Annotated in this window: 23 protein-coding genes; 7 read left to right on the top strand and 16 right to left on the bottom strand. The window is 72.7% G+C overall.

Annotation, left to right across the window (positions count from 1 at the left end; translation table 11 throughout):
* Positions 1–37 precede the first annotated feature (37 nt).
* Entirely contained in the window at positions 38–451 is a 414-nt protein-coding gene (locus HEK131_RS20845; RefSeq protein WP_244336529.1) for an SSI family serine proteinase inhibitor, read from the bottom strand.
* Between the two features lie 106 nt (positions 452–557).
* Positions 558–1,109 (bottom strand): DUF1707 and FHA domain-containing protein, encoded by a 552-nt coding sequence (locus HEK131_RS20850; RefSeq protein ID WP_244336530.1) that lies wholly within the window; start codon positions 1,107–1,109, stop codon positions 558–560.
* A gap of 173 nt (positions 1,110–1,282) precedes the next feature.
* On the opposite strand from HEK131_RS20850, the gene treZ reads away from it, so the two are divergent.
* Positions 1,283–3,028, top strand: coding sequence for a malto-oligosyltrehalose trehalohydrolase (treZ, locus tag HEK131_RS20855; RefSeq protein WP_244336531.1), 1,746 nt, complete (start codon positions 1,283–1,285; stop codon positions 3,026–3,028).
* Positions 3,029–3,082: 54 nt separating this feature from the next.
* On the opposite strand, the gene HEK131_RS20860 is transcribed toward treZ, so the two are convergent.
* From HEK131_RS20860 to HEK131_RS20870, 3 genes are all read right to left on the bottom strand, one after another.
* A complete protein-coding gene (locus HEK131_RS20860) occupies positions 3,083–3,991 on the bottom strand; it encodes an aminoglycoside phosphotransferase family protein (protein WP_244336532.1) in 909 nt (302 codons plus the stop codon).
* Between the two features lie 54 nt (positions 3,992–4,045).
* Positions 4,046–5,173, bottom strand: a complete 1,128-nt coding sequence (locus HEK131_RS20865; protein ID WP_244336533.1) for an aminopeptidase P family protein — start codon at positions 5,171–5,173, stop codon at positions 4,046–4,048.
* Between the two features lie 213 nt (positions 5,174–5,386).
* Positions 5,387–6,277, bottom strand: a complete 891-nt coding sequence (locus tag HEK131_RS20870; protein ID WP_244336534.1) for a LysR family transcriptional regulator — start codon at positions 6,275–6,277, stop codon at positions 5,387–5,389.
* Positions 6,278–6,372: 95 nt separating this feature from the next.
* Here HEK131_RS20870 and HEK131_RS20875 point away from each other — a divergent pair, with 95 nt between their 5' ends.
* Positions 6,373–7,104, top strand: a complete 732-nt coding sequence (locus HEK131_RS20875) for a CTP synthase C-terminal region-related (seleno)protein (RefSeq protein ID WP_244336535.1) — start codon at positions 6,373–6,375, stop codon at positions 7,102–7,104.
* Positions 7,105–7,113: 9 nt separating this feature from the next.
* Here the strand turns inward: HEK131_RS20875 and cyc2 are convergent, their stop codons facing one another.
* Positions 7,114–9,273, bottom strand: coding sequence for a germacradienol/geosmin synthase Cyc2 (cyc2, locus tag HEK131_RS20880; protein WP_244336536.1), 2,160 nt, complete (start codon positions 9,271–9,273; stop codon positions 7,114–7,116).
* Positions 9,274–9,509: 236 nt separating this feature from the next.
* Here cyc2 and HEK131_RS20885 point away from each other — a divergent pair, with 236 nt between their 5' ends.
* Positions 9,510–10,610, top strand: coding sequence for a cytochrome P450 (locus tag HEK131_RS20885; protein WP_244336537.1), 1,101 nt, complete (start codon positions 9,510–9,512; stop codon positions 10,608–10,610).
* On the opposite strand, the gene HEK131_RS20890 is transcribed toward HEK131_RS20885, so the two are convergent.
* Entirely contained in the window at positions 10,587–11,789 is a 1,203-nt protein-coding gene (locus HEK131_RS20890; protein ID WP_244336538.1) for a damage-control phosphatase ARMT1 family protein, read from the bottom strand. The two genes, HEK131_RS20885 and HEK131_RS20890, sit on opposite strands and share 24 nt — an antisense overlap.
* Before the next feature lie 21 nt (positions 11,790–11,810).
* On the bottom strand, positions 11,811–12,458 hold the full coding sequence (locus HEK131_RS20895; protein ID WP_217463270.1) for a ScbR family autoregulator-binding transcription factor: 648 nt from the start codon (positions 12,456–12,458) through the stop codon (positions 11,811–11,813).
* 367 nt (positions 12,459–12,825) lie between these two features.
* Here HEK131_RS20895 and HEK131_RS20900 point away from each other — a divergent pair, with 367 nt between their 5' ends.
* Positions 12,826–13,779, top strand: coding sequence for a lytic polysaccharide monooxygenase auxiliary activity family 9 protein (locus HEK131_RS20900; protein WP_244336539.1), 954 nt, complete (start codon positions 12,826–12,828; stop codon positions 13,777–13,779).
* Positions 13,780–13,797: 18 nt separating this feature from the next.
* On the opposite strand, the gene HEK131_RS20905 is transcribed toward HEK131_RS20900, so the two are convergent.
* Positions 13,798–14,445, bottom strand: coding sequence for a Tat pathway signal sequence domain protein (locus HEK131_RS20905; RefSeq protein ID WP_244336540.1), 648 nt, complete (start codon positions 14,443–14,445; stop codon positions 13,798–13,800).
* Positions 14,446–14,869: 424 nt separating this feature from the next.
* Here HEK131_RS20905 and HEK131_RS20910 point away from each other — a divergent pair, with 424 nt between their 5' ends.
* Together HEK131_RS20910 and HEK131_RS20915 are read left to right on the top strand one after the other, a co-directional pair.
* Complete coding sequence (locus tag HEK131_RS20910; RefSeq protein WP_217463331.1) at positions 14,870–15,526, top strand: DUF6230 family protein; 657 nt, start codon at positions 14,870–14,872, stop codon at positions 15,524–15,526.
* Positions 15,527–15,530: 4 nt separating this feature from the next.
* Positions 15,531–15,977 carry a DUF6114 domain-containing protein gene (locus HEK131_RS20915; protein ID WP_244336541.1) on the top strand — a complete coding sequence of 149 codons (447 nt, stop codon included), beginning with the start codon at positions 15,531–15,533 and terminating at the stop codon, positions 15,975–15,977.
* A 174-nt stretch (positions 15,978–16,151) separates the two neighbouring features.
* Here HEK131_RS20915 and tatA read toward each other — a convergent pair whose 3' ends face one another.
* Entirely contained in the window at positions 16,152–16,340 is a 189-nt protein-coding gene (gene tatA, locus HEK131_RS20920) for a Sec-independent protein translocase subunit TatA (RefSeq protein ID WP_161146683.1), read from the bottom strand.
* A gap of 124 nt (positions 16,341–16,464) precedes the next feature.
* Between tatA and HEK131_RS20925 the strand changes: the two genes are divergently transcribed.
* Positions 16,465–18,036 (top strand): LCP family protein, encoded by a 1,572-nt coding sequence (locus tag HEK131_RS20925; protein ID WP_244336542.1) that lies wholly within the window; start codon positions 16,465–16,467, stop codon positions 18,034–18,036.
* Here the strand turns inward: HEK131_RS20925 and HEK131_RS20930 are convergent.
* From HEK131_RS20930 to HEK131_RS20955, 6 genes are all read right to left on the bottom strand, one after another.
* Positions 18,027–20,519 carry an HAD-IC family P-type ATPase gene (locus tag HEK131_RS20930; RefSeq protein WP_244336543.1) on the bottom strand — a complete coding sequence of 831 codons (2,493 nt, stop codon included), beginning with the start codon at positions 20,517–20,519 and terminating at the stop codon, positions 18,027–18,029. The genes HEK131_RS20925 and HEK131_RS20930 overlap by 10 nt on opposite strands.
* A 5-nt stretch (positions 20,520–20,524) precedes the next feature.
* Entirely contained in the window at positions 20,525–20,890 is a 366-nt protein-coding gene (locus HEK131_RS20935; RefSeq protein WP_217463275.1) for an ArsR/SmtB family transcription factor, read from the bottom strand.
* A 139-nt stretch (positions 20,891–21,029) separates the two neighbouring features.
* Complete coding sequence (locus HEK131_RS20940) at positions 21,030–21,989, bottom strand: ABC transporter substrate-binding protein (protein WP_217463276.1); 960 nt, start codon at positions 21,987–21,989, stop codon at positions 21,030–21,032.
* Between the two features lie 109 nt (positions 21,990–22,098).
* Complete coding sequence (locus tag HEK131_RS20945; RefSeq protein WP_244336544.1) at positions 22,099–22,767, bottom strand: ABC transporter permease; 669 nt, start codon at positions 22,765–22,767, stop codon at positions 22,099–22,101.
* Entirely contained in the window at positions 22,764–23,417 is a 654-nt protein-coding gene (locus tag HEK131_RS20950; RefSeq protein WP_217463278.1) for an ABC transporter permease, read from the bottom strand. Before HEK131_RS20950 ends, HEK131_RS20945 begins: the two co-directional genes overlap by 4 nt.
* Complete coding sequence (locus HEK131_RS20955) at positions 23,414–24,538, bottom strand: ABC transporter ATP-binding protein (protein ID WP_244336545.1); 1,125 nt, start codon at positions 24,536–24,538, stop codon at positions 23,414–23,416. The genes HEK131_RS20950 and HEK131_RS20955 overlap by 4 nt, the downstream gene beginning before the upstream one ends.
* Positions 24,539–24,646 lie beyond the last annotated feature (108 nt).

Raw genomic sequence — 24,646 nt, forward strand, 5'->3', positions numbered from 1 at the left:
GGGTGGCGGCCGGGCCACCCGCACCCGACGGCCGGGGTCAGTCGTCCAGGGCGAACACCGCGCCCGTCTCCGCGCGGAGCACGCAGTCGTTGGCGTAGGTCTCGCGGTGCTCCACCCGGCGGCCGTTCCAGCGGCCCTCGGCCCGCGCGGTGACGGGGGCGTAGATCAGCGTGCAGAGGGTGTCGGAGGGCGTCAGACGGCTGATGTCACCGTCCACGGCGGCGAGTTCGCCGCATGCCTCCTCGGCGTGGGCGTGGCCCTGGGGCGGGTCGCACAGGAGCAGGGCGCTTCGGGTGTCGCCCGACGCGGAGTCGCCGTGGGTGACGGTGAGGCGGAGCCAGTCGCCGGGGAAGGCGTCGCGGGACACGGCGTGGGCGGACGGGCCGGGGGCGAGGAGGCAGGTGGTCATCAGGGCGGCGGCGACCGCGGCCGTACGGGTCAGGTAGGTCATGCCCGTTGCATCGGCACGGCGGCGGGGCCGCGCCAGTCCGCCTCACCCGAACGGCAGCCGGCCGCCGCCGCGCACGTCAGTTCGAGTCCCGAGGGAGAGTGCGTGCTCAGTCGGCCGCGAGCCGGTAGGCGACCTTGCCGAAGCCGACGAGATCGCCCTCCCGCACCGCCACGGCGCCCAGCACACGGCGGCCGTTGACGGTGGTGCCGTTGGTGGAGCCGAGGTCCCGGAGCACCCACATGCCGCCCTGGTGGCGCAGTTCCGCGTGCACGCGGGAGACGGTGTCGTGGTTGAGCCGCAGCCCGTTGGCCGGGTCCCGGCCGATGCGCAGCGGGTGGCCGTGCGTGGGATGGGGCAGCAGCAGCTTGGGCAGCCGCTCGGCGTGCCAGGCCCGGCGCAGCCGGACGGTGAACCCCGACACGGCCTCCACGGTGCCGAACAGCGCGCGGCTGACCCGGTTGCCGTCCCGCAGGTCGGCGGTGAGCACGGCGAGCTCGCGGGGGCTGCGTGCCGCGAGCGCCAGCTCCATACGGTGCACGAACGTGTCGTGCGACAGCCTGCCCATGGCGGCGCCGTCCCGCAGTACCCGCAGCGCCTTGTCGCGTTCCGCGTCGGAGACCCGTACGGGATACACGGGGAATTCGAAGGACGACGTCACGTTCGTGATTGTCGGGCAGCGCACCCCGAGGTGTCCAGAAGCGGCAACCAGCGCCCCTGTGCGTCCACTTGCGCGACACCCGGCCGGAAAGCCCGGATTCGAAAGCGGATTGATCGAATTCGCGGCACGATGGAGCCACTGCATCACGGTGAGCAGACGAAGGGGTACCGTCCGTGAAGTTCGAGGTGTGGGCACCACAGGCAGACCGGGTAGCGCTCGAGTGCGAGGGCGCCACGCACCCGATGGAACGTGATCCGCTGCGAGCGGGCTGGTGGAGCGCGGAGGCGGACGCGGAGGACGGCGCGCGCTACGGCTTCGCGCTGGACGGCGGGCCCGTCCTGCCCGACCCGCGCTCGCGCAGGCTGCCGGACGGCCCGGACGGGCTGAGCGCGGTCGTGGACCAGGACAGCTACGAGTGGCGTGCCGACTGGCCGGGGCGCGGGCTGCCGGGCGCGGTGCTGTACGAGCTGCACATCGGCACCTACACCCCCGAGGGCACGCTGGACGCGGCGGCCGACCGGCTCGGCCATCTCAAGGAACTGGGCATCACCCACGTCGAGTTGATGCCGCTGTGCTCGTTCCCGGGCCGACACGGCTGGGGTTACGACGGAGTCGCGCCGTGGGCGGTGCACGAGCCGTACGGCGGGCCGGAGGCGCTGAAGCGGTTCGTGGACCGGGCGCATGAACTGGGGCTCGGTGTCGTCCTGGACGTGGTGCACAACCACCTGGGCCCCTCGGGCAACCGACTCCCCTCTTTCGGGCCGTACTTCACGGACACGCACCAGACCCCGTGGGGCGCCGCGGTGAACCTGGACGCGCCGGGCTCGGACGAGGTGCGCGCCTACTTCCGGGACAGCGCGCTGGCCTGGCTGCGGGACTACCGGCTGGACGGACTCCGCCTGGACGCGGTGCACGCCCTGGTCGACACCCGCGCGCGGCACTTCCTCGAAGAGCTGTCGCAGGCCGTGGACGCCCTGGGCGAGGAGGTGGGCCGCCCGCTGTTCCTGATCGCGGAGTCCGACCTCAACGACCCCCGGATGATCACCCCGCGCGCGGAGCACGGCCTCGGCCTGCACGCCCAGTGGAACGACGACTTCCACCACGCGCTGCACACCGCCCTGACCGGCGAGTCCCAGGGCTACTACGCCGACTTCGCCCGCGCCCCGCTGGCCGCGCTCGCCAAGACCCTGACCGGCGGCTACTTCCACGACGGCACGTACTCCAGCTTCCGGGGCCGGGCCCACGGCCGCCCGCTGGACCGGGCCCGGCTGAGCGGGCACCGGCTGCTGGGTTACAGCCAGACCCACGACCAGGTCGGCAACCGGGCCCAGGGCGACCGGCTCGCCGCCGACCTCTCCCCCGGCCTGCTGGCCTGCGCGGCCACGCTGACCCTGACCTCCCCGCTCACCCCGATGCTGTTCATGGGCGAGGAGTGGGCGGCGGGCACGCCCTGGCAGTACTTCACCGACCACACCGACCCCGAGCTTGCCGAGGCCGTACGGCGGGGCAGGCGCCGGGAGTTCGCGGCGCACGGCTGGGCCGAGGAGGACGTCCCCGACCCCCAGGACCCGGCCACCCGCGACCGCTCCTGCCTGGACTGGTCGGAACCGGAACGCGATCCCCACGCCCGTGTCCTCGCCTGGTACCGCCGCCTGATCGCCCTGCGCCACGAGCGGCCCGACCTCACCGTCCCCGACCTCGCCGACACCAAGGTCGCCTTCGACGAATCCGCGCGCTGGCTGGCCTTCCGCCGCGGTGACGTCCGGGTCGCGGTCAACTTCGGCAAGGAGCCGGCCGCGATCCCCCTGGGCACCGGCCATCTGGAGATCCTGGCCGCGTGGGACCCGGTGGAGGCGCCGGGCCCGGACGGCCTGCTCCAGGTGCCGGGCGAGTCCTGCGTGGTGCTGTCGCAGCCGTGAGAGGCGTCGGGCCGGGGCCTCCGTGAGGACCTGGGGCCTCCGTGAGGGGGCCCGCTACTCGTCGTCCTTCAGCTCCGTCACCCGCTCCAGCATGATCGGCTCCCACGCCCTGAGCAGTGCCGCCCGCAGAGCCGGGGTGGGGTCGTCGAGGTGCTCGGTCAGGGCGATGACCGTGTCGCAGCGGGCGAGCCAGAGGCCGCGCAGGCAGGGCCGGGGGCCGTAGCCGGCGAGGGTGGCGGCACGGACGGCCGCGGGGGCGCCGACCGAGGTGGCGAGCGCGGCGATGTCCTCGGCCGGGTCGCCCAGGGACGCGCCGGTCCAGTCCAGGACGGCGCGGACCCTGCCGTCGGTGCTGATCAGCACGTGGTCCTCGGTCAGCCGGTGGTGGGTGAGCACGGCGGTACCGGACTGCGCGGCGAGCTGCGCGGCCCCGGACGGGGTGAGCTGCCGTAGCCCGGTGGCATCGAACTCGTCGGCGGCGGCCAGCCGTTCGGCCGCGTGTGCGGCGATACGGCGCAGCGCCCCCAGGGACCGCGGCGGCACGCGCGGCACGCCGAGCGTCTCGGCCTGGCGGACCGGGACCGCGCGGAGCCCGGTGAGCAGCCCGGCGAGGTCGGCCTCGCCCACCGCGGACACCTCGTGCCCGCCGCCGAGGTCGCCGGTCAGCCGCGCGTCGAGCGTGCAGGCGAGGCCGGGCGACCAGTCGCCGTACGCGACACCGGCCGGGACGGCGACGGGCAGGTGCTGCCGCACCAGGTCACGTACGCGCGCCTCCCGGCGCAGCCGCACGGACGCCTCGCGGTCGGGGGCGAGCCGCAGCACGTGCCGGGCCCCGACCCACCAGGTGTACGGCCGCCCCTCCACGACGGGCCGCACCTGGACCCCTTCCGCCGTACCGCTCCTGAGCAGCGAGCGGACCAGCGCGCGCACGGTGTCCGGGGTGGGGGTCGGTGGCCGGGTCATGGTCGTGTCTCGCCGTTCCGGAGGGTCGTCGTGGAGGTCTCTGCGCGGGTCTCGTCAGTCCACCACGACCATCTCACGGGTGGTGTTGTTCAGACGGCGTCCGCCGTCCTCCGTCACCGTCACGATGTCCTCGATCCGCACCCCGAACCGGCCGGGCAGGTAGATGCCGGGCTCGATGGAGAAGCACATGCCGGGCACGAGCGGCTGCTCCTCGCCCTCGATCATGTACGGCGGCTCGTGCGTGGTGACGCCGATGCCGTGCCCGGTGCGGTGGATGAAGTACGGCCCGTACCCGGCGTCCTCGATCACCGCGCGGGCGGCGCGGTCGACGTCCTGGCAGGTGGCGCCCGGCCGCACGGCCCGGAACCCGGCCTCCTGCGCGGCCCGCACCACGTCGTGGACCCGGCGCTCCTCCTCGGTCGGCTCCCCCACGTGGACCGTGCGCGTGGTGTCGGAGCCGTAGCCGTCCTTGAGCCCGCCGAAGTCGAGGACGACCATGTCGCCCCGCTGGATGACCCGGTCCCCCACCTCATGGTGCGGGTCGGCCCCGTTGGGTCCGGAACCGACGATGGTGAAGTCGACCTGGGAGTGCCCGAAGCGGCGCAGCAGCTCGGCGAGGTCGCGGCCCACCTCGTGCTCGCGTCGGCCGGTGAAGAGCAGCCCGCGGATCTCCTCGAAGGCGGCGTCGGCCGCTGCTCCGGCGGCGGCCAGCAGTTCCAGCTCGGCCGGGTCCTTGACTGCGCGCAGCATGGGCAGGGCGTCGGTGAGCGCGGCGTAGGAGAGGTCCGGCAGGGCGCGCTGGAGGGCGAGCAGGTGCAGCGCCCACGCGTTGTCGCTGACGCCGAGGCCGCCCTTGGGGTCGAGGAGGCCGGCGGTGAGGGCGTAGGGGTCCGTGCCGTCCGTCCACTCCCGCAGGGTGAGCGCGGGCGCGCCCACCGCCCGCCCGGCGTCGGGGGCCTCCAGCGCGGGTACGACGAGCACGGGCTCGCGGCCGGGGACGAGGACGAGCAGGGTGAGCCGCTCGGTCACGGCCGGGGGTGTGTACCCGGTCAGCCACACCAGATCCGGCCCCGGCGCCACGAGCAGCCCGGCGAGCCCCGCGTCGGCGGCGGCCCCGGCCGCGCGCGCCATACGGGCGCGGTAGTCGTCGGCGGTGAAGATCGCGGGCGCGCTGCCGGTCATCCGGTCCTCCGGGGGTGCATGGGGTGGCGGGGCGTGGAACCGACCGGCTGCGATCCGCGCGGGACCGCCCGCGGGCACGGGTGGCGGGAGATCGGCATGGGCCCATCATGGCGCGCGGGCCATGCCGCGACCACCGGGTTTCCGGAGCCGACGGTGACTTCTGGGCCCGGGTCGACCGAGCGCCCTCCGCCATGCCCCGGACGAGTGAACCGTCTACCGCGCGGCGGAGGTCGGCTGACGGGAGGCAGCCAGAAGGCACTGCACCATCTCCGCGGCCGCTCCGGTGGGCGTGCCGGTGTGCAGAAGTTCCGTGCGGTGCACGAGGCGGGGAGTGGTGAGCGGCACGGCGACAGTGCCGGGGATGCCGGTGGCGGTGGACAGGGGCAGCAGGGCGAGGCCGTGTCCGGCGGCGGTGAGCGCGGTGAGGGTGCGCAGGTCGGTGCCGGCGTAGTCGAGGGCGGGCCGGAAGGCGCCGCCGCCGTTGGCGGTGCGCAACTGGGCCAGCGGCAGGGCGGCGTCGGGGGCGTCGATCCAGCGCGCGTCGGCGAGGTCGCCCAGGCGCAGGCCGGTGCGGCGCGCGAGCGGGTGCCCGGTGGGCAGCAGGACGGCGACGGGTTCCTCGAAGATCCCGTGCGCCGTCAGCGGGGCCACGTCCGGCAGGCTCAGCGGATCGCTGGGCGCGGCCAGACCGTCGACCAGACCGAGGCCGGCGGTTCCGGTGGCGACGGCGGTGAGCACTTCGTCCCGGCCCACGACGGACACGGCCGTCCCGGTGGCGGGGAGGGCGCCGAGGGTGCGCGGGCCGAGCGCGGTCGGTGTGGTGGCGAGGGTCAGGCCCGGCGTCGGGGCGGCGGCCAGGCGTGCCACGTCGGCGCGGGCCGCGTCCAGGCGCAGCAGCAGCGGGCCCGCGTGCTCCAGCAACCGGTCGCCCGCCAAGGTGGGCGCGACCGGGCGGCGGGTGAGCAGCGGGGCACCGAGATCCTGTTCGAGGGCCGCGATGTGCTGGGAGACCGCCGACTGCGTGTACCCCAACTCCCTTGCCGCGGCGGAGAAGGAGGCCAGTCGCGCCACGGTGACATACGTGCGCAGGAGATGCGGGTCCATGGCGCACAGCATCCCACGGTCCATCAGAATTGCTTATCGACCATGCGTGAATCATCGTTGGACGTGAACACCGACGGGCGCCCAGGATGGCCGTCATGACCGATACCGCACTTCGCACCGCCACCGTCGCCCTGGTCGGCGACCGCTCCCCCAACGTCGTCTCGCACACCCGGATCCCGCGCCTCCTCGACGCCCTCGCCGAGCGGGACCGGCTGGTGCTGGACGCCTACTGGATCCCCTCAGAGGACGCCGAGGCCGAGGGGGCCGTGCGGGGCTTCGACGCCGTGTGGGTGCTGCCGGGCAGCCCGTACCGCAGTGAGGCGGGTGTGCTCGCGGCCGTCCGCACCGCGCGGGAGGAGCGCATCCCGTTCCTCGGCACGTGCGGCGGTTTCCAGCACACCCTGCTGGAGTTCGCGCGCGACGTGTGCGGGCTGACCGGTGTCGCGCACGCCGAGAACGACCCCGACGCCGAGGACCTCCTGATCGAGCCGTTGGCATGCTCCCTGGTGGGGCACGAGGCGGCGGTGGTCCTGGAGCCGGGCTCCCTGGCCGAGTCGGTGTTCGGCTCGACGCGCACGGTCGAGCGGTACTTCTGCTCCTACGGCCCCTCCCGTCACCTGGACACGCTGCGCGCCCACGGCATGCGGTTCTCGGGACACGACACCGACGGGCAGGTCCGGGTCGCCGAACTCCCGGACCACCCCTTCTTCCTGGCCTCTCTGTTCCAGCCGGAGCTGTACGGCGACGGCTCCCGCCCCCACCCGGTGATCCGGGCGCTGGGCCGGGCCGCGGTCGAGCGTGCGGCGACCGCGGCGCGGCCCGCCTGATCTCGGGGCTCAGCCGGTCAGCTCGAGCCGGGCCGGGGCCTGGCCGGGGACGAAGTGGTGGGCGCGGCCGGCCAGCCACTCGGCCTTGTAACGGTCCACCTCGCGGTGCCAGTTGAGGATGCCGGCGAGCCAGTTCTGCAGGTCGAGCACGTAGTGCCCCATCGCCGCGCGTGCCTCGCCGGAGAGCTGGAAGTCGTCGTAGAGGACGGGCAGTTCGTGCGCGACCACGTGCTCGAACTGCTGCATGCGCTGGGTCATCAGGTCGTGGACGACGGCGAGCGCGGCCGGGTAGTCGACGCCGAAGAAGTTCTGCACGACGAGGATCGCGTTGTGGATCTCGCCCTCGTACTGGATCTCCTTCTGGTACGAGAACACGTCGTTGATCAGGCACGCGTAGTCGATGGCCGCGTTCTCCAGGGAGCGCACCGGCCCGCTGCGGTACACCTCGGGCGGGACGGCCGGGCCCTGGCCCATCCGGCACAGGCTCAGGGTGAGGTCGGAACCGAAGGTGGCGCGGCGCATCTCCAGATAGTCGACCGGGTCGGGGACCCGGTTCTGCATCTGGTTGGACAGCTCCCACACCCAGCTCTCGGTCATCACGTCGACGGCGGCCTTGAGGGTGCGCCGCTGCTCGACGGTCATCGCCGCCGTGGTCAGCGCCCAGAGGTCGATGAGCCCGCGTTCCATGGCGTTGGCGGGGACCACCGCCGGTTCGCCCTCCACGGCCATGCACTCGGAGAGCCGGGCCGTGGTCAGCCGGGCGGCGGCCAGATCGCGGCGGTGGCCGTAGACGAGCGGGTAGTAGTCGTCGCCGTACGTCCCCCAGGCGAGCCATCGCGCGCTCAGGTCGAGGGCCTCCGGGGTGGCGTCGGGATCGAGTCCGGCGGAGCACAGCGCGAGGTCGTACGCGGCGAGTTTGTCCTCGTCCCAGACCCCTTCGCTCAGGATGCCCGTGCCGTGGCACCACGTGACGAGGTTCTGCCGGGCGGCGTCGAGATGCGGGCTCAGCTCCAGCGGGAACGGCATGTGGAAGTCGGGCAGCAGCGACGGCCCGACCTTCTGGTACGGCACATGCGTGTACGCGCGCATGCGTTCGACGCCCGCCGAGGCCAGCAGGGTGCGGATGTCGGCCGCCGAGGTGCCGGGGCCGCTCGGCACCCGCCAGGGCGAATCACTGCGCGCGCCCTGGTTCATGTAGCGGCTGGAGCGCAGGTGCCACTCGTGGCCGCCGGACTGCCAGTCCTGAAGTCCCTTGGTGTAGGCGGCCACCGCCGCGACCTCGTCGGGACGCAGCCCGTTCTCCAGCGCGACGGCGGGCACTTCGGTGAGCGCGGTGTGCTCGAACTGGTGCAGCCGCGAGGTGAGGATGTCGTTGACGGTCTCGGCTGCCTCCTGGGTGGTGCAGCCGAAGAACCTCTCCAGCACGAGCACGCCGTTGCTGTTCTCGCCCTCGTCCTCCACCTCCCGCTGGTAGGAGAACAGGTCGTTGCGCAGGTGGACGCCGTCGGAGAAGGTCTCCATCAGCACCCGGAGCGGCCGCGTCCGCGCGACCGAGGCGGGCACCTCGGCGGTCGCGTACTCCACGAGCCCCGCCGACCAGGGCGCGCCGCCCACCTTGCGGCGCATCTCGATGTACTCGACCGGGTTGGCGATGCGCCCCTCGTTGATGTTGGACAGCTCCCACATCGACTCGTTGAGCAGGTGCTCGGTCGCCACGGCGAAGCGGCGCCGCCAGTCCTCGGACATCGCCGGGACGGTACGCGCCCACAGGTCGGCGAGGCCCGCCTCGACCGGGTTCTCCGGCTCCGGGACGGGGGTGGCGGGGTCGAGCGGCATGAAAAGCGGCAAGCGGTCCAGGTGCGCCTTCCCGGCAGCCCGGTCCGGCGTGCGCTTGAACATGTCCAGGAAGTGGTCGTCGAAGAAGAACACCCACACGTACCAGTCGGTGATCAGCGAGAGCGCCGGCCCGTCGCAGTCGGGGTGGGTGTAGGCGCACAGCAGGCCGTAGTCGTGCGCCTCCAGGTCGGCCTGGTCCCAGATCCCGGAACCCTCCAGCATGCCCATCTCGCGCGCCCACGCGGTGGAGTGGGTGCGGGCCTCTTCGAGATGCGGGTTGAGCCGCGCGGGATACGGCATGTAGAAGTGCGGGAGTTCGAACGGCTGCGTCATGGCGGGGGCACTACCCGTCGGGCAAATGGGTCATCCGCAACGACTGGGATGATCACACCATCGCGTGAACCGGTGCCGAAACCGGGAACTCGCGCCGCGGTGTGTGGCGTTGACCGTCCCAGCCACACCCCTGTCCGGGGGCCGTTTTCCGGCTGTGCCGACGACATCCGGACAGCCCGCCGCCGGAGGCCGTCACTCCCCTTGCCCGGCCCCCGGACCGGGGCCACGGTATGGCCATGATCCCCTCCCCGCCTCCCCGGCACCGATTACCGCACGTCCCCGGCCCCGTGTCCTGGCAGGACGAGCCCGGCACGGCGGACCGGCCGGCCGGTCCCGGATTCTGGGCGGTGACCCGCCACGCCGACGCGCTCGAGGTGCTCCAGGACCCGGCGACGTACTCGTCCCACCGGGCGGGCGAACTCCCGCCGCTGAAGCGGATGCTGGACCGACAGGACCCCCCGCAGCACACCCGTCTCAGAAGTCACGCGGCGCGCGCCCTCGCATCCGAGCGCGTCGAGCGGTTCACGGCGACCGCACGCGACCGGGCCCGCACCCTGCTGGCACAGGCGTTGGAATCGGCCCGCTCGGCCGACGGCGTCCTCGATCTCGCCACCGCCGTGTCCGACCCGTACACCTCGCTCAACCTGGCCGACCTGCTGGGCGTCCCGCACGCGGACCGGCGCCGCCTGCCCCGGTGGACCCGGCCGCACACCCCGGCGGACATGACGGGTTACGCCCGCGGGCTCATCGTCCACCGCCGCCGCTACCCGGACGACGACCTCACGACGGCACTCGCCCACAACGCTCAACTCACGTCCACAGAGCTGGAGATGCTCGTCGAGCTGCTCCTGACCACCGGACTCGCCCCCATGCGGGACGCGGCGGCGGGCGGCCTGCTGGTCCTGGCCGAGCACCCCGAGGCGTACCGGAGGCTGCGCGACGGAGCGACGGAAATCGACCTGGCCGTGGAGGAGTTGCTGCGCAGGCACCCACCGCTGCTCGCCACCCGCCGCACCGCGGCCACGGACACCGAGCTGTCCGGCCGCCGCATCCGGCGCGGAGAGAAGGTCGTCGTCCTCCACGAGGCCGTCAACCACGACGAGCGGGTCTTCACCGCCCCCCACCTGCTGGACCCGGCCCGCACGCCCAACCCGCACCTGTCCCTCGGCGCGGGCCCGCACCTGTGCCTGGGCGCCGACTTCGCCCGGCTGCAACTGCGCGTCCTCTACGAAGAGGTCCTGCGCGCACTGCCCGCCCTGCGGCTCGCCGGGCCGGTGGTGCCGTCCCGCTCCGGCGTCACCAACGGGATCGCGTCACTGCCCGTCCGGGCCGTGTGACGGGTTGACCTGGATCAGGGCGTGCGTGCCGTCGGTGCGCCACTTCTGCCCCTCCGCCCCGACCAGCGCGGCCTCGGTGGACGGGGAGAGACCGGTGACGACCTCGGACTTGAGGATGCGCAGCGTGGCCACCGGGCCGGGGAAGTAGGCGGTCACCTCGTCGAAGGGCGTGGTGGGCGGCCAGTAGCGGTCGCCCACCAGACGGCGGTAGTTGAGGTCGCCCTTGAACACGGTGAGGGTGGCCGCCGCGAAGTCGGCGCGCAGGTCGTCCGACATGTCGGCGTAGGGCAGCGGGGAGCAGGAGAAGGGGTGGGCCCGGACGGTCAGGCGGCCGTCGCCCATGGCCGACCAGAGCGTGTCGCCGTACTCCCCCGCCAGGCCCGTGGCCGAGCGCAGCCGGTTCAGCGCGTCGATCACGTCGGCGGTGGTGGCGTCGGAGACGTAGTACGGGTCCGGCTTGACGTGCAGCACCACCCGGCCGACACGGCGCCCGGTGAGGAGCGCCGCGATGAGCAGCAGGTCGGGGACGAGTTCACGGCCGGCGTTGTCCGCGACCAGGCACAGGGTGCCGGTGCCGGTGGGCGGGAGCAGCGACCAGAGGAGGTCACTGTCGTCGGCGACCAGTCCGGGGGCCGGTTCGCGGTCCTGGCCGCCTTCCGAGGAGAGCCGGAAGCTGAGGTCGGCGCGGTTGCCCCAGAGCGAGCCGCTCAGCAGCGCCCGGTCGCGGTCCTCGGCGGGGCGGTTCTTCAGCTCGTCGAGCGCGGACAGTTCGCCGTCGGTCGCGGCGGAGTGGAGCTCGCCGGCCTTGGACGGGCGGAACGGGTCGATGCCCCGCCAGGCGCCGGGGCCGAAGTAGCCGACGGCGCCGAGCAGTCGGCGGTAGAAGTAGCTCTCGGACCACAGCCACGGCACGTCGAACCAGGACTGCCCCACGTAGGTGTCCAGACCCCAGGCCCGCCAGCGCTCCCGGTCGGGCGCGTCGGCCGGGAGGGGCTCGACGGCGCCCTCGGTGCAGTTCTCCAGCAGGGCGTCCAGCGCGCGCCGCTGTGCGGGTTCGTAAGGGAGGCCGTCGCGGACCTGGCGGATGATCGCGGGGTGCCGTTCGGCAAGCGTGCTGTGCGGGAAGGAGCCCGGGTCGTCGGCACGGATGACGGGCGCGGTGGGGGCGGCGTCGGACATGCGGTCACCGTACCCCGCAGGTCAGCCGATCCTGCTCTCCCGCTCCAGTTGTGCCGCGAGGGCCAGATAGCGGGGACGGCGGTGCACCGGGACCAGGCTGCGGAGCATGAGGTGCCACATCTCGGCGACCCTGCGGGGCAGCCGGGCGGGCGGTTCCAGGGTGCGTCCGGCGACACGGGTGCCGACGAAGAAGCAGACCAGGGAGTGGGCGACGATCCCGGCGTCCAGGTCGGCGTGCACATCGCAGTCCCGGACCGCGCCGTTGAGCTTGCGCGAGGCGAACTCCAGCCACTCGGTGAAGGGATGCCTGAGCGGTGGCCGTACCGACAGGTTGGTGGTGACCAGGCGGAGTCCGGCGCGGGGCACCGGGTCGTGCACGGCGAGGCGGGCGAGGGCGAACGTGGCGCGCATCAGCGCCTCCAGCGAGGAGCAGCCCCGGCTCTCGACCTCGGCGACCACCTGCCGGGCTGCCGCCGACTGGAGTTCGAGGATGGCGTGGGCCAGGTCCTCCTTGGCGGCGAAGTGGAAGTACAGGGCGCCCTTGGTGACGTTCGCGTGTCCGACGATGTCGCTCAGGCTGGTGGATTCATATCCCTGCCGGTCGAACAGGTCGGCCGCGGCCGTGATGATCGTCGTCCGGGTCTGTTCAGCGCGCAACTGCCTCGCCATCGGCCGACCCCTCTCCTACACGAACGGGACACGCGGTTTGTTTTGACCCCTCGCATACGATAACTCACCGCATGGCAACGGGAGTCATGTGGGATGCACCAAGATTCACGCCTGTTCCACACGCCCTCCCCTGCCCTTTCGGGGTGAAGTGGGCCTTCCGCTTTTATCCGCTTCCGAGGGTTCCGGGGGCGCTGCGTCGCTTACGCGAAGATTCCCGGGCGGCGAGGGACGGGTCAGAAACAGCCGATGCGGTCGGTGAATCGGCTCCACCGTCCCGTCGAGGAGGTGAACACCCCGGCGCCGGAGTCCGTATGGGGGTTCGCAGACCTCTTCACGCCACACCCGCCCCGCCGAGGAGACGTCCCGGATGACTCGGATGACCGCCCGCCTGAGCACTCTGGCGGCCGCAGCCGCGACCCCGCTCCTGCTGCTGCCGTGGACGGCGGGACCCGCCCAGGCGCACGGCGCCCCGACCGATCCGGTCAGCCGGGTCTACGCCTGCTCCCCCCAGGGCGGCAGCGCCGACGGAACGGCCGCCTGCCGGGCCGCGATCTCGGCGAACGGCGCCCCCTTCACCGCGTGGGACAACCTGCGGGTGCCCGGCGTCAACGGCCGCGACCGGCAGGTGATCCCGGACGGCAAGCTGTGCAGCGGGAACCTGTCCGCCTACCGCGGCCTCGACCTGGCCCGCGCCGACTGGCCGTCCACGCGGCTGACCCCGGGCAGCCGGATGACGCTGACGTACGCCTCGACGATCGCCCACGAGGGCACGTTCCGGCTGTACCTGACCAAGCCCGGCTACGACCCGGCGAAGCCGCTGAAGTGGTCCGACCTGCCCGACCGCCCCTTCGCCGAGATCAAGAACCCGCCGCTGAGCAACGGGGCCTACCACCTCGGGGCGACGCTGCCCTCGGACCGGACGGGCCGTCAGATGCTGTACACGATCTGGCAGAACACCAGCACGCCGGACACGTACTACTCCTGCTCCGACGTGGTCCTCACGAGCAAGAGCGCGACCTCGGCGGGCGGCGGAAGCGGCGCGCGGCCCGAGCCCACGAAGAAGCCGACCGCGAGGAAACCGACCGCGTCGCCCTCGGCGCACTCCTCGCACCAGGCGTCCGCGCACCCCTCGGCCGCGAGCGCGACTCCCGAACCCCGCAAGGATTCCTCGTACGCCGCCGTGCCGGACGACGGCAGGCCGGTGGCCGAGGCGACCCGCGCGAAGTCGGGCCCCTCGGCTCCGTTGCTGGCGGGCGGTGCGGCCGCGGTGCTGGTGGTCACCGCGGCCGCCGCCCTCGTCCCGCGCCTGCGCCGGCGCTGAACGAGACTTGGGAAACAGTCAGTTGACGAAGACCGGGGAGCCCGCGTCGGTGACCGGGGCGTACTTGGCGGTGAAGTAGCCGCTGGCGAAGCAGAGCGACGAGCCGGACACCTTGGTGAACTGCTGGTTGGTGAAGGTGATGCTGTTGTCGGCGTTGTCCGCCTTTCCGGTCAGACTCGGTGCCTGGTAGACGCAGTTGATCGAGCCGAGCAGGGTGCGGAGCTTGACCGTGGTCTGGATGGTCGAGCCGCTCGCCGGGGCGACGGAGAGGGTGCCGTCGGAGGCGACCGACGCGGTGTAGGGCAGATGGTCGACGGTGATGCCGCTGACGCCGAGGACGCCGGTGACGTTGCTGGTGCAGCTCGCGCTGTCGAAGGTGTGGCCGGTGACCGACTCGGTGGCGGCGCCCGGGGAGGCCGGGTTGCCGGTGACCTGGGCCGTGAACTGGGACGCCGTGCACTTGACTCCGCTGGTGCCGGTCGCGCTGGAGTACAGGGTGGCGGAGGTGCCGGCGGCGAGCGGTGCGGTGAGGGTGTCGCCGACGGCGACGGCGGTGCCGCCGACACCGCCCGTGGTCAGTACGGCGCCGCCGTCGGCGGCGGCGGGGACGGCCACGGCCACGGTGAGCGCGGTGACGGTTCCGGCAAGGGCGAGGAAGGTGCGCATGCGGGTGCCTCTCTTCCGAGGTGGGGGGAGAGCAGGGTGCGCCGGGATGCGATGCGGGTTCTTCGTATCGGGACGGCCGCCCGGAGGAGCCGGGAATCGGCACGTGCCGTTCGTCGGGCCCGGCGCCACGGTCCCGAGGAGATCAGGCAGAGTTGTAGACCCGATTTGACGCCAACGTCAATATGGCGCAAGGGAGTTGTGGGTCAGCGGCAACCGTCTGCGCAGGGCCGACACCTACTTTTCACAACTCTCTTGACCCTTCAATGTAACCGGCGGTAACTTCCCAGCAGGCTACCGTCGCGTAACCGGCCGGTCCCTCGCTTCCCCCAGGGAGCCGCGAGGGGGCCCGCGCGGCCGCCCTTGTCCGCGCCAGGACAACGCGCCACCTGAAACCCGCATGGATCTACGCCCCATGGGAGCAGACATGGCCTCGTCCCCGGACCTCTCGTCCACCGACCACGACCCCGTGCCCGACCCGGCCGGCGGCGAACGGCGCGGACGGGTCCGCTACCGCCGGGCCGCCGTGCTCGCGGTGCCCGCCACCCTGGTCGCCGCAGGTCTGGCGATCCTGACCGCCGAGGGCGCGCTGGGCGTGCAGTTCGCCATCTCCGGCATGCCGTTCACGGTCACCGCGACCGACCTGACCGGCACCGGATTCGAGCAGTTCGGCGGGCTGGACAACATGGCGGACGGCAGCCCGAACGCGGGCGACACCGGCGGCCAGGTACTCGTCGTCACCTCCGCGATCAAGAGCGCCACACTCACCAAGCTGTGCCAGAGCGTCGACCTGGGCGGCACCAACCTGCTGATCAAGGCGGGCCAGGGCGAGAAGAAGGTGACCGCCACCGATCTGACCACCGACTCCACCGAGCTGTCGGGTGACGCGGCGTTCGACAACATCGAGATCGGCAACGACGCCAGCACCCTGGACAAGGCCAACGCCAAGGGCCCGATCGGCGTCTTCTCCCAGCAGGCCGACACCGTGCACATCGCCAACCTGCGCCAGACCAACTACGCGACCACGGCTGCCGTGTTCAAGCTTCCCGGTCTGAAGCTGGGCTTCAGCGACTCGGGCTGCTGAGCCGGTGCCCGAGCGTGTGCGCGAAGGGGCGCGGGCGGCCTTCCGCGACTGGCGGGGGCGGCGGCCGTTCTGGGGCGGGCTGCTGCTCGCGCTGGGCGGGGCCGAGATCCTGCTCACCGAGAAGGCGTCGCTGAAGGTCGTGATGCACATCGGGATGCAGGGGCTCGCGGGCTATCTGCTGCCGACCCTGATGGTGCTGCTCGGACTGCTCGTCCTCTTCAACCCGGCCCAGCGGCTGTTCTACTCGCTCACCGGCGTCCTGACCTCCCTGGGCACCTGGCTCACGTCCAACCTGGGCGGCTTCTTCATCGGCCTGCTCCTCGGCGTCGTCGGCAGTTGCCTCGCCTTCGGCTGGCTCCCCGACCAGGAGGCTCGCGTGTCCCGGCGGCAGCGGCGCCGGGAGCGGGCTCGCGGCGCGAAGGCCGGCGAGAACGCGGGAACCCCAGCCTGAACCCCGCCCGCACCCGCACCCGCACCCGCACCCGGCGGCACCTTGCCGCCGGGTTCTCCCTCTTTCAGGTGATACGGGAACTTCCCTCCCGGCGTGCCGTGTTCACCGGACAACGGGCACCGAGGGAGCGCCCGCGTTCCCTCGGTGAGAGGGCGGGCGGAGGGAGGATCGAAGTCAGGGGGAGACGCGCGCGTCTGCGGGAGTGGCGCTCTCGTCCTTCATCGCTTTCGCCTCGCTCTTGAGGATGCGCAGGGACCTGCCCAGCGAACGGGCGGTGTCCGGCAGCTTCTTGGAGCCGAACAGCACGATGAAGACGATCGCCACGACCAGCAGATGCCAGGGTTCCAGTCCGTTGCGGAGCATGGCGGCCCTCCCTTTTCTCACGCGTTTCCTGACGGCCAGAGGCTCCCGCGCCTCGGGTCCACTCAGCGATGATTGCTACATTGCGCAACTGTACAACCCAGGGAGAGGCACAAGAGGGCGGCCGATGAGCATCACGAGCAGCCGGGGAACGGCACCGTCACGGCGACGCGGCGGCGGCCGGGGCACCCCGGAGGGCGAGGGCGGTCCGGGCGACGGGGACCGTGGGAACCGGTCCACCGCGCGGGACCGGCGGCGCCGCCGTGGGCGCAGAGCGCGGGTGGCGCTCCTCGTCTGTCTGTCGCTGGTGGTCCTCGGCGGTGCCGGTGTGGGCTGGGTGTATCTGAAGCTCAACGGCAACATCCAGACCTTCGACTCCGGCGGCCTCTCCGACAACCGCCCGGCGGGCTCGTCCAAGGGCGAGAACGTCCTGGTGATCGGTTCGGACGCGCGCACCGACGGCAACGCGGCGCTGGGCGGCGGCGACAAGGACGGCATCGGCCGCTCCGACACGACGCTCCTGCTGCACATATACGCCGACCACAAGCACGCCCTGGCCGTCTCGATACCGCGCGACACCCTGGTGACGATCCCGCCTTGCAAGCTGCCCACCGGCGGCTGGACCCAGGCCCGGCCGAACACCATGTTCAACGCGGCCTTCTCCGTCGGCGAGACCGACAAGGGCAACCCGGCCTGCACCCAGAACACGGTGGAGCGGCTCACGGGGCTGCGGGTGGACCACACGGTGGTCGTGGACTTCAAGGGCTTCGCCGCGCTCACCGAGGTCGTCGGCGGCGTGAAGGTGTGCCTGCCCAACGACATCTACCAGAAGGACCTCAACCCCAACCGGGCCACCCAGGGCACGCTGCTGTTCCGGCAGGGCGAGCAGAACGTCTCCGGCCGGCGGGCGCTGGACTACGTCCGCCTGAGGCACGGCATCGGCGACGGCTCCGACATAGGGCGGATCAAGCGGCAGCAGGCGTTCGTGGGCAGCCTGCTGAAGGAGGTCAAGGACAAGGGGTTCACACCGACCAAGCTGCTGCCGCTGGCCGACGCGGCGACCGACTCGATGACCGTCGACCCTGGACTCGGCAGCGCCGACAAGCTGCTGTCGTTCGCCATGTCGCTGAAGGACGTCGATCTGCACAACACCAAGTTCGTCACCGTGCCCTGGCGGTACGCGGGTTCGCGGGTGGCGGTCGTGGAGCCGGACGCCGGTGAGCTGTGGGCGGCGCTGAGGGCGGACCGGACGATCGACGGCGCCGACGCCAGCGGCGGGAAGGGGCACGCGAGGAAGAAGCCCGGCCCGGCCGCCCAGTCCCCCGCCCCGGTCTCCGGCGAGGGCATCTCCGTGGCGGTCTACAACGGCACCACGGTGACCGGGCTCGCCGCGAAGGGCTCGGCCGCGCTCACCGCGTCCGGCTTCACCGTCACCGGCACGGCCACCGCGCTCTCCCAGAACCACCTGGCGACGGTCGTGCAGTACGGCCCCGGCATGGCGGACCGCGCGCGGACCGTGGCCAAGGTGTTCCCCGGCGCCCAGTTGGAGCAGATCGGCGCCGCCCGGATCAACGTGGTCCTGGGCCAGGCGTACGCCACGGACCCGACGCCCTCGACCTCGGCCTCGGTGCCCAGCGAGGTGGCCAACGGGGCGCGTTCGGCGGACGACAACCCCTGCGCGAACCTCACCTACGGCTGACGCCGGTCGTGGCGCACCCGCGCCACGGTCAGCGCGAGCGCGTACGGCACGAGGACGGCGGCCAGGAGCAGGTAGCGGCCGACGGGCAGCGCGGTCAGGCCGAGGGCCGCGCCGAGCGGGGTGGCGGGCAGCAGCAGTCCGGCACCGGCCAGCGCGGCCGAGGCCCGGCCGACCGGACCGGGCCGGTGGCCGGCGAAGCGGCGGCCCGAGCGCAGCAGCAGCATCGCCAGCGCCTGGGTGAGCAGGTTCTCGGTGAACCAGGCGGAGTGGAACAGCGCCCGGTCGTCCAGGGCGGCACCGCCGTGCGGGGCGAGCGTGAGCACGGCGAAGGTGGCGAGGTCCGCGACCGCGTTGAGCAGGCCGAAGCCGGTGAGGAAGCGCAGGAAGGCGGGCGGCCGCAGCCGGGTCGGGCGGCGCAGTGCCTCCGGGTCGGGGCGGTCGTCGGCGAAGGCGAGCTGGGAGGCGTCGAAGCAGAGGTTCTGCGCGAGGACCTGGGCGGGGAGCATCGGCAGGAACGGCAGCAGCAGTCCGGCGGCGAGCATGGCGAGGACGTTGCCGAGGTTGGAGGAGAGGGTGACGCGCAGGTAGGAGGCGATGTTGGCGCTGCTGTGCCGCCCGGCGAGGACGGCGTGTCCGAGGGCGCCGAGGTCCTTCTCGCCGAGCACCACGTCGGCGCTCTCGCGGGCCACGTCGACGGCTCCGCGCGGGGCGACGCCCACGTCCGCGGCGAGCATGGCGGGCACGTCGTTGACCCCGTCCCCGAGGAACCCGACGGTGTGCCCGGCCGCCCGCAGGTCGCTGACGACGCGTGCCTTGTCCTCGGCCGTGCACCGGGCCACGACGGTGACACCGCCCGGTGTCCCGGCCGTCTCCGGGGAGTGGCCCGAGCGCACCTCCCCCACCGTCAGCCCCAGGTCCCGGGACGCGCGTACGGCGGTGGCGGGGTGGTCGCCGGTCAGGACGCGGACCTCGATGCCGAGTCCGGTGAGGGTCCGCAGGGCCTCGGCCGCGCCGGGGGCCAGGTCGTCGTGGAAGGTGAGCAGCCCCCGGAAGGTGAGGCCGCGGGCGTCTTCGGGCCGGTAGGGCCGGGTGCGGGCGGGGAGTTCGGCGGTGGCGACGGCCAGGACGCGCAGCCCGGACGCCGCCTGCAGCGCGGCGAGCTCCAGCAGGCCGTGGCGCTCGGCATCGGGCAGCTCGCACCGGCCGAGCACGTCCTCGGCGGCACCCTTGGTGATCAGCACATGCCGGCCGAGGGCACCGGCGACCACGGCGGTGGCCAGCCGGTGGGCGGCGTCGAAGGGGAGCGCGGCGACCCCGTCGTACTCCTCGCCGACCGGTCCGGCGGCGGTGAGCAGGGCCTCGTCCAGGGCGTCCGGGGCGGGGAGTTCCGAGAGGGTGAGGCCCCACCAGGCGGCGACGGCGGCCCAGCGCAGCACCTCGGGGTCGTCCCGGCCGTCCGGCCCGAGCGCGGCGGCGAGGACGGGCCGGTCCTGGGTGAGGGTGCCGGTCTTGTCCAGGCACAGCACGTCGACCGCGCCGAGGTCGTGCAGCGCGGGCAGCCGCCGTACGACGACCCGGTGGGCCTCGGCCAGCCGGGACGCGCCGCGCGCGAGGCAGGTGGTGACGATCACCGGGAGCATCTCGGGGGTGAGCCCCACGGCCACCGCGACGGCGAACGGCAGCGTCTGCGTGCCCCGGCCGTGCAGGGCGGCGCCCGCCATGAGGACGAGCGGCGGGGTGAGCAGCATGAAGCGGACCAGCACCCAGGAGATGCCGTGCACGGACCGGTCGAAGGCGCTCGGGCCGCGCCGGAAGGGGGTCCGCTGGGCGGCGGCGAACCGGGTGCGCGGCCCGGTCGCCACCACCACGGCGGTGGCGCTGCCCGAGACGACGTGGCTGCCCTGGAAGCACAGGTGGGACTCGGTGAACCGCCCCGGCGCGTCGACGGGCTCCTTGGCCACCGGCGCGGACTCGCCGGTGAGCGTGTCCTGCCGGACGGTCAGCCCCTGGGCGCGCAGCAGGCGTACGTCCGCGGGGACGAGGTCGCCCGGGCCGAGCCGGACGATGTCGCCGGGTACGAGGTCGGCCACCGGGACCTCGCGGGCCGACGGCTCGTCCGCGCGGCCGGTGCGGCGCAGCACGGTGGCGGTGCCGGTGACCAGGCCGCGCAGCGCGGCGAGCGAGCGATCGGCGCGGCGTTCTCCGGTGGCGCGCAGTGCGCAACTGACGGCGACCAGGGCGAGGATCACGGCGGCGGTGCCCCAGGAGGCGACGGACGCGGAGACCAGGCCGAGGGTGAGGAGTACGGCGGTGAACGGGTCGCGCAGGGCCCGCGCGCAGCGGCGCGGCCAGGTGGGCGACGGGGGCACGGCGGCCGGGGTGTTCTCCCCGTGCTCGGCGAGCCGGGCGGCGGCCTCGGTGTCGGTCAGTCCGCGCGGGCCGGTGTCCAGGCGCCGCAGCAGTCGCAGCGAGGTGTCCGGCACTTCGGTCACAGTCCGCGCAGGCGGCGGACCGGGGCGGTGGGGGCCGTCCGTTCGCTGAGCCGGCCGACGAGGAGGTGGACGACGTCCACCAGCGCGGCCTGTTCGTCGGCGTCGACGAAGTAGACCTGGCGGCGGCCCTCGCGGCGGGAGCGGACGAGTCCGGCGAGCTTCAGCTTGGTGAGGTGCTGGCTGACGGCGGGGAGCGCGCCGCCGACCCGTTCGGCGAGCCCGGTGACGTCGCTCTCGCCCTGGGCCAGTGCCCACACCAGGTGGAGCCGGGCCGGGGAGGCGAGCAGTCCGAAGGCGGCGGCCGCCTCGGTGAGGATCTGCGGGGAGGGGTCCTGGTGGCCGGTGCCGGGCGCTGTCGCCACTGTCGTCCTCCTGGCCGGGTACGGCCCCGTTCCGCGTCTGCTCTGGACCAGCCAGTCTAGGTGCCGTGGCCGGACACGCGGACCGCCCGGCGACGGGGTGCGTCGGCCGGGCGGTCCGGGTGGCGGTGTGCGGGCTGGGTCAGCCGAGGCCGTTGGCCTTCAGCCAGGCCTTGGCCACGTCCAGCGGGTCCTTGTGCTGGACCTGCACCTGGGTGTCCAGGTCGAGCAGGGCCTTGGTGTCCAGCTTGGCGGAGACCGCGTCGAGCGCGTCCACGCCCTTCTGCGGCACCGCGTTCTTGCGCACGAGGGGCTGGACGTTCTGGAAGCCGAAGAGGTTCTTCGGGTCGCTCAGGACGACGAACTTCTCCTTGGCGATCACCGGGTCGGTGGTGAAGAGGTCCGCGGCCTGCACGGAGTCCTTCTTCAGCGCGGCCTGGGTGAGCGGGCCGCCCGCGTCCAGGGACTTGAAGGACTTGAACTCCAGCCCGTACAGCTCCTTCAGGCCGCTCAGGCCCTGGTGGCGGGTCTGGAACTCCGGGGAGCCGCCGATGACCAGGTCCTTGGCGATGCCCTTGAGGTCGCCGATCGAGGACGTGGCGGTCAGGTTGTACTTCTTGGCGGTGGCCGCGTTGACCGTGACCGAGTCCTTGTCCTCGGCCGGGGACGGCTTCAGCAGGGTCAGCTTGGAGTCCAGCTTGGCCTCGATGGCCTTGGTGGTCTCCTCGGTCGACTTCGGGGCCGCCTTCTGGTCGAGGTAGGCCAGCAGCGCGCCGTTGTACTCGGGCAGCAGCGTCACGGAGCCGTTCTTCAGCAGACCGTAGGTGGTCTCGCGGCTGCCGATGTTGGGCTGGTACTTGACCTTGACGCCCTTGGCCTTGAGGGCCTCGCCGTAGATGTCGGCGAGCAGGATGCTCTCGGCGAAGTTGTTGGAGCCGACGACGACGGTGTCGCCGCTCGCCTCGCCTCCGGTCAGGGGGTTGTCGGACTTGCCGTCGGAGGAGCCACAGCCCGCAAGCAGCGTCGTCGCCGCCGCGAGGGCGACCAGCGCCGCCCCTCGGTTCCCCCGGATGGACCTGCTGATGCGGTTGTCGTAAGTCACCTGTAGATCCAAGCCAGCTCGTGATTTGTGAGTCAAGGGAGTCGAGGTCACCGATTGGCCTCGATACGCGCCCGTTTGTGTCAGCGGTATGAAACCGCCGGTGGAGCCGTCAGTCACCGCGCCGCACTCCCGGCGAGACGGTGAGCCGCGACAGCGCCCAGAACACCAGGAGCGTCACCAGGGCGAGTCCGGCGACCAGGGTGGCACCGCCGACCACCTTCTCGTAGTCCTTCTGGTAGAGCCCGTCGATGATGTACCGGCCGAGTCCGCCGAAGCTGACGTACGCGGCGATGGTCGCCGTGGAGACGATCTGGACGGCCGCGGTACGCAGTCCGCCGAGAATGACCGGCAGCGCGACCGGGAGCTCCACCTGGAACAGGATGCGCGGCTCGGTCATGCCCATCCCGCGCGCCGCGTCCACCGGGGACGGGTCGACGGTCTGGATCGCCTCGTAGGTGGTGACGAGGATCGGCGGTACGGCGAGCACGACGAGCGGCACCATCACCGGCAGCGTGCCGAAGCCGAACCAGATGAACAGCAGCACCAGCAGACCGAAGCTGGGCAGTGCCCGGCCGGCCGTGGCGACCATCGACAGGGCGTTGCCGCCGCGCCGCAGATGCCCGGCGATCAGCCCGACGGGCAGCGCGATGAGAGCGGCGAGGGCGAGGGCCTCCAGGGAGTAACCCACGTGCTCCAGCAGGCGGGTGGGGATGCCGTCGTAGCCGTGCCAGCGGGCGGCGTCGGCGAAGAAGGAGTGCGCGAAGTCCAGGACGTTCACCGGGCGGCACCCTTCTTCGGCATCCACGGGGTCAGCAGGGTGCGGGCGAGCACCAGCGCCGCGTCGACGAGGATCGCCAACAGGGCCGTGGTGACCACGGAGTTCACCGCGAGTTCGGGCCGGTGGTACAGGTTGGCGTCGTTCAGCATGTTGCCGAGGGCGCCCTGGTTGCCGATGAGCATGCCGACGCTGACCAGCGAGATGCTGGACACCGTGGCGACGCGCAGGCCCGCGATGATGGCGGGGACGGCGATGGGCAACTGCACCTGGAGATAACGCCGTACGGCTCCGAGCCCCATCGCCTCGGCGGCGGCCAGGGTCTCGGGCGGTACCGAGCGGACGCCGTCCACGATGGCGGGGACGAGCACGACCAGGCTGTACACGGCGAGCGGGATCATCACCGTCATCTCGCTCTGGCCGGTGTAGTCGATGAGGATCACGAAGAACGCCAGCGACGGGACGGCGTACAGCACGGTCGTGACACCGAGGACCGGCGGGTACAGCCAGCGGAAGCGGGCGCAGAGCTGGGCGACGGGCAGCGAGAGCAGGAGGCCGGCCAGCACCGGCAGCAGCGCTTCGCGCAGGTGCAGGCCGATGAGGCCGAAGTAGCTGTGCTGGAGGTCGCTCGGGAGGTCGAAGAAGCCGTTCATCCGCCCGCCGTCACCTCCGGACGGTCCTCGGTGTGCGCGGCGCGTATCGCCTCGCCGATCGTCGCCTGCGAGACCACGCCGACCGCGCGTCCCTCGCCGTCGACGGCCACGGCCCAGCCGGTCGGCGAGAGCACGGCCCCGTCGAGGGCGGTGCGCAGCGAGTCCTTGCCCGGCCGGAACGGTCTGCCGAACGGCAGGAGACGGGCGGGGTCGATGGCGCCCGCGGTGAGCTCGGCCGGCTCGCCCCAGCCGAGGGGAAGGCCGTCGGCGTCGGTGACGAGCAGGTACGGGGCGTCGCCGCGCGCGGTGAGCCGGGTGGCGTCGGCGTCGACGGGGACGACCGGCTCGGTCGCCAGCTCCAGTTGGTCGGACGGGAAGAAGGACAGGCGCCTGATGCCCCGGTCGGCGCCGAGGAAGTCCTCGACGAAGGGGTCGGCGGGGGCGGTGAGCAGTTCGGAGGGCGGCGCGAACTGGGCGAGCCGTCCGCCGGTGCGCAGCACGGCGACCATGGTGCCGAGCTTCACGGCCTCGTCGATGTCATGGGTGACGAAGACGATCGTCTTGCCCAGCTCCTCCTGGATGCGCAGGAGTTCGTCCTGGAGTCCCTTGCGGACCACCGGGTCGACGGCGGAGAAGGGCTCGTCCATGAGCAGGACCGGCGGGTCGGCGGCGAGCGCCCGTGCCACGCCGACGCGCTGCTGCTGGCCGCCGGAGAGCTGGTAGGGGTACCGCTTGGCGAGCGAGCTGTCGAGCCCGACCCGCTCCATCAGCTCGGCCGCGCGCTCGCGGGCCTTGCCCTTGCCCCAGCCGAGGAGCCTGGGCACGGTGGTGATGTTGTCCAGGATGGTGCGGTGCTGGAAGAGCCCCGCGTTCTGGATGACGTAACCCATCGAGCGGCGCAGGGAGTTGACGGGCTGCTGCCGGATGTCCGCGCCGTCGAGGAGGATGCTGCCCTCGCTGGGGTCCACCATCCGGTTGATCATCCGCAGGGTGGTCGTCTTGCCGCAGCCGGAGGGGCCGACGAGGACGGTGATCGCACGGTCCGGTATGTCGAGCGACAACCGGTCGACCGCGACCGTCCCGTCCGGGTATCGCTTGGTGACTGAATCTATCCGTATCAAAACGCCGCGCGCCCTTCGGTTGGCAGGAGAGCCTGGACCAGTGCCGGCCGAGTCTAGACGGCACGAGCCACGCCACCCGGAGAGCGCGAAAGGGCGACCGGACCGGGT

Origin of the sequence: Streptomyces seoulensis, assembly GCF_022846655.1 — a bacterium.
Taxonomy (GTDB): domain Bacteria; phylum Actinomycetota; class Actinomycetes; order Streptomycetales; family Streptomycetaceae; genus Streptomyces.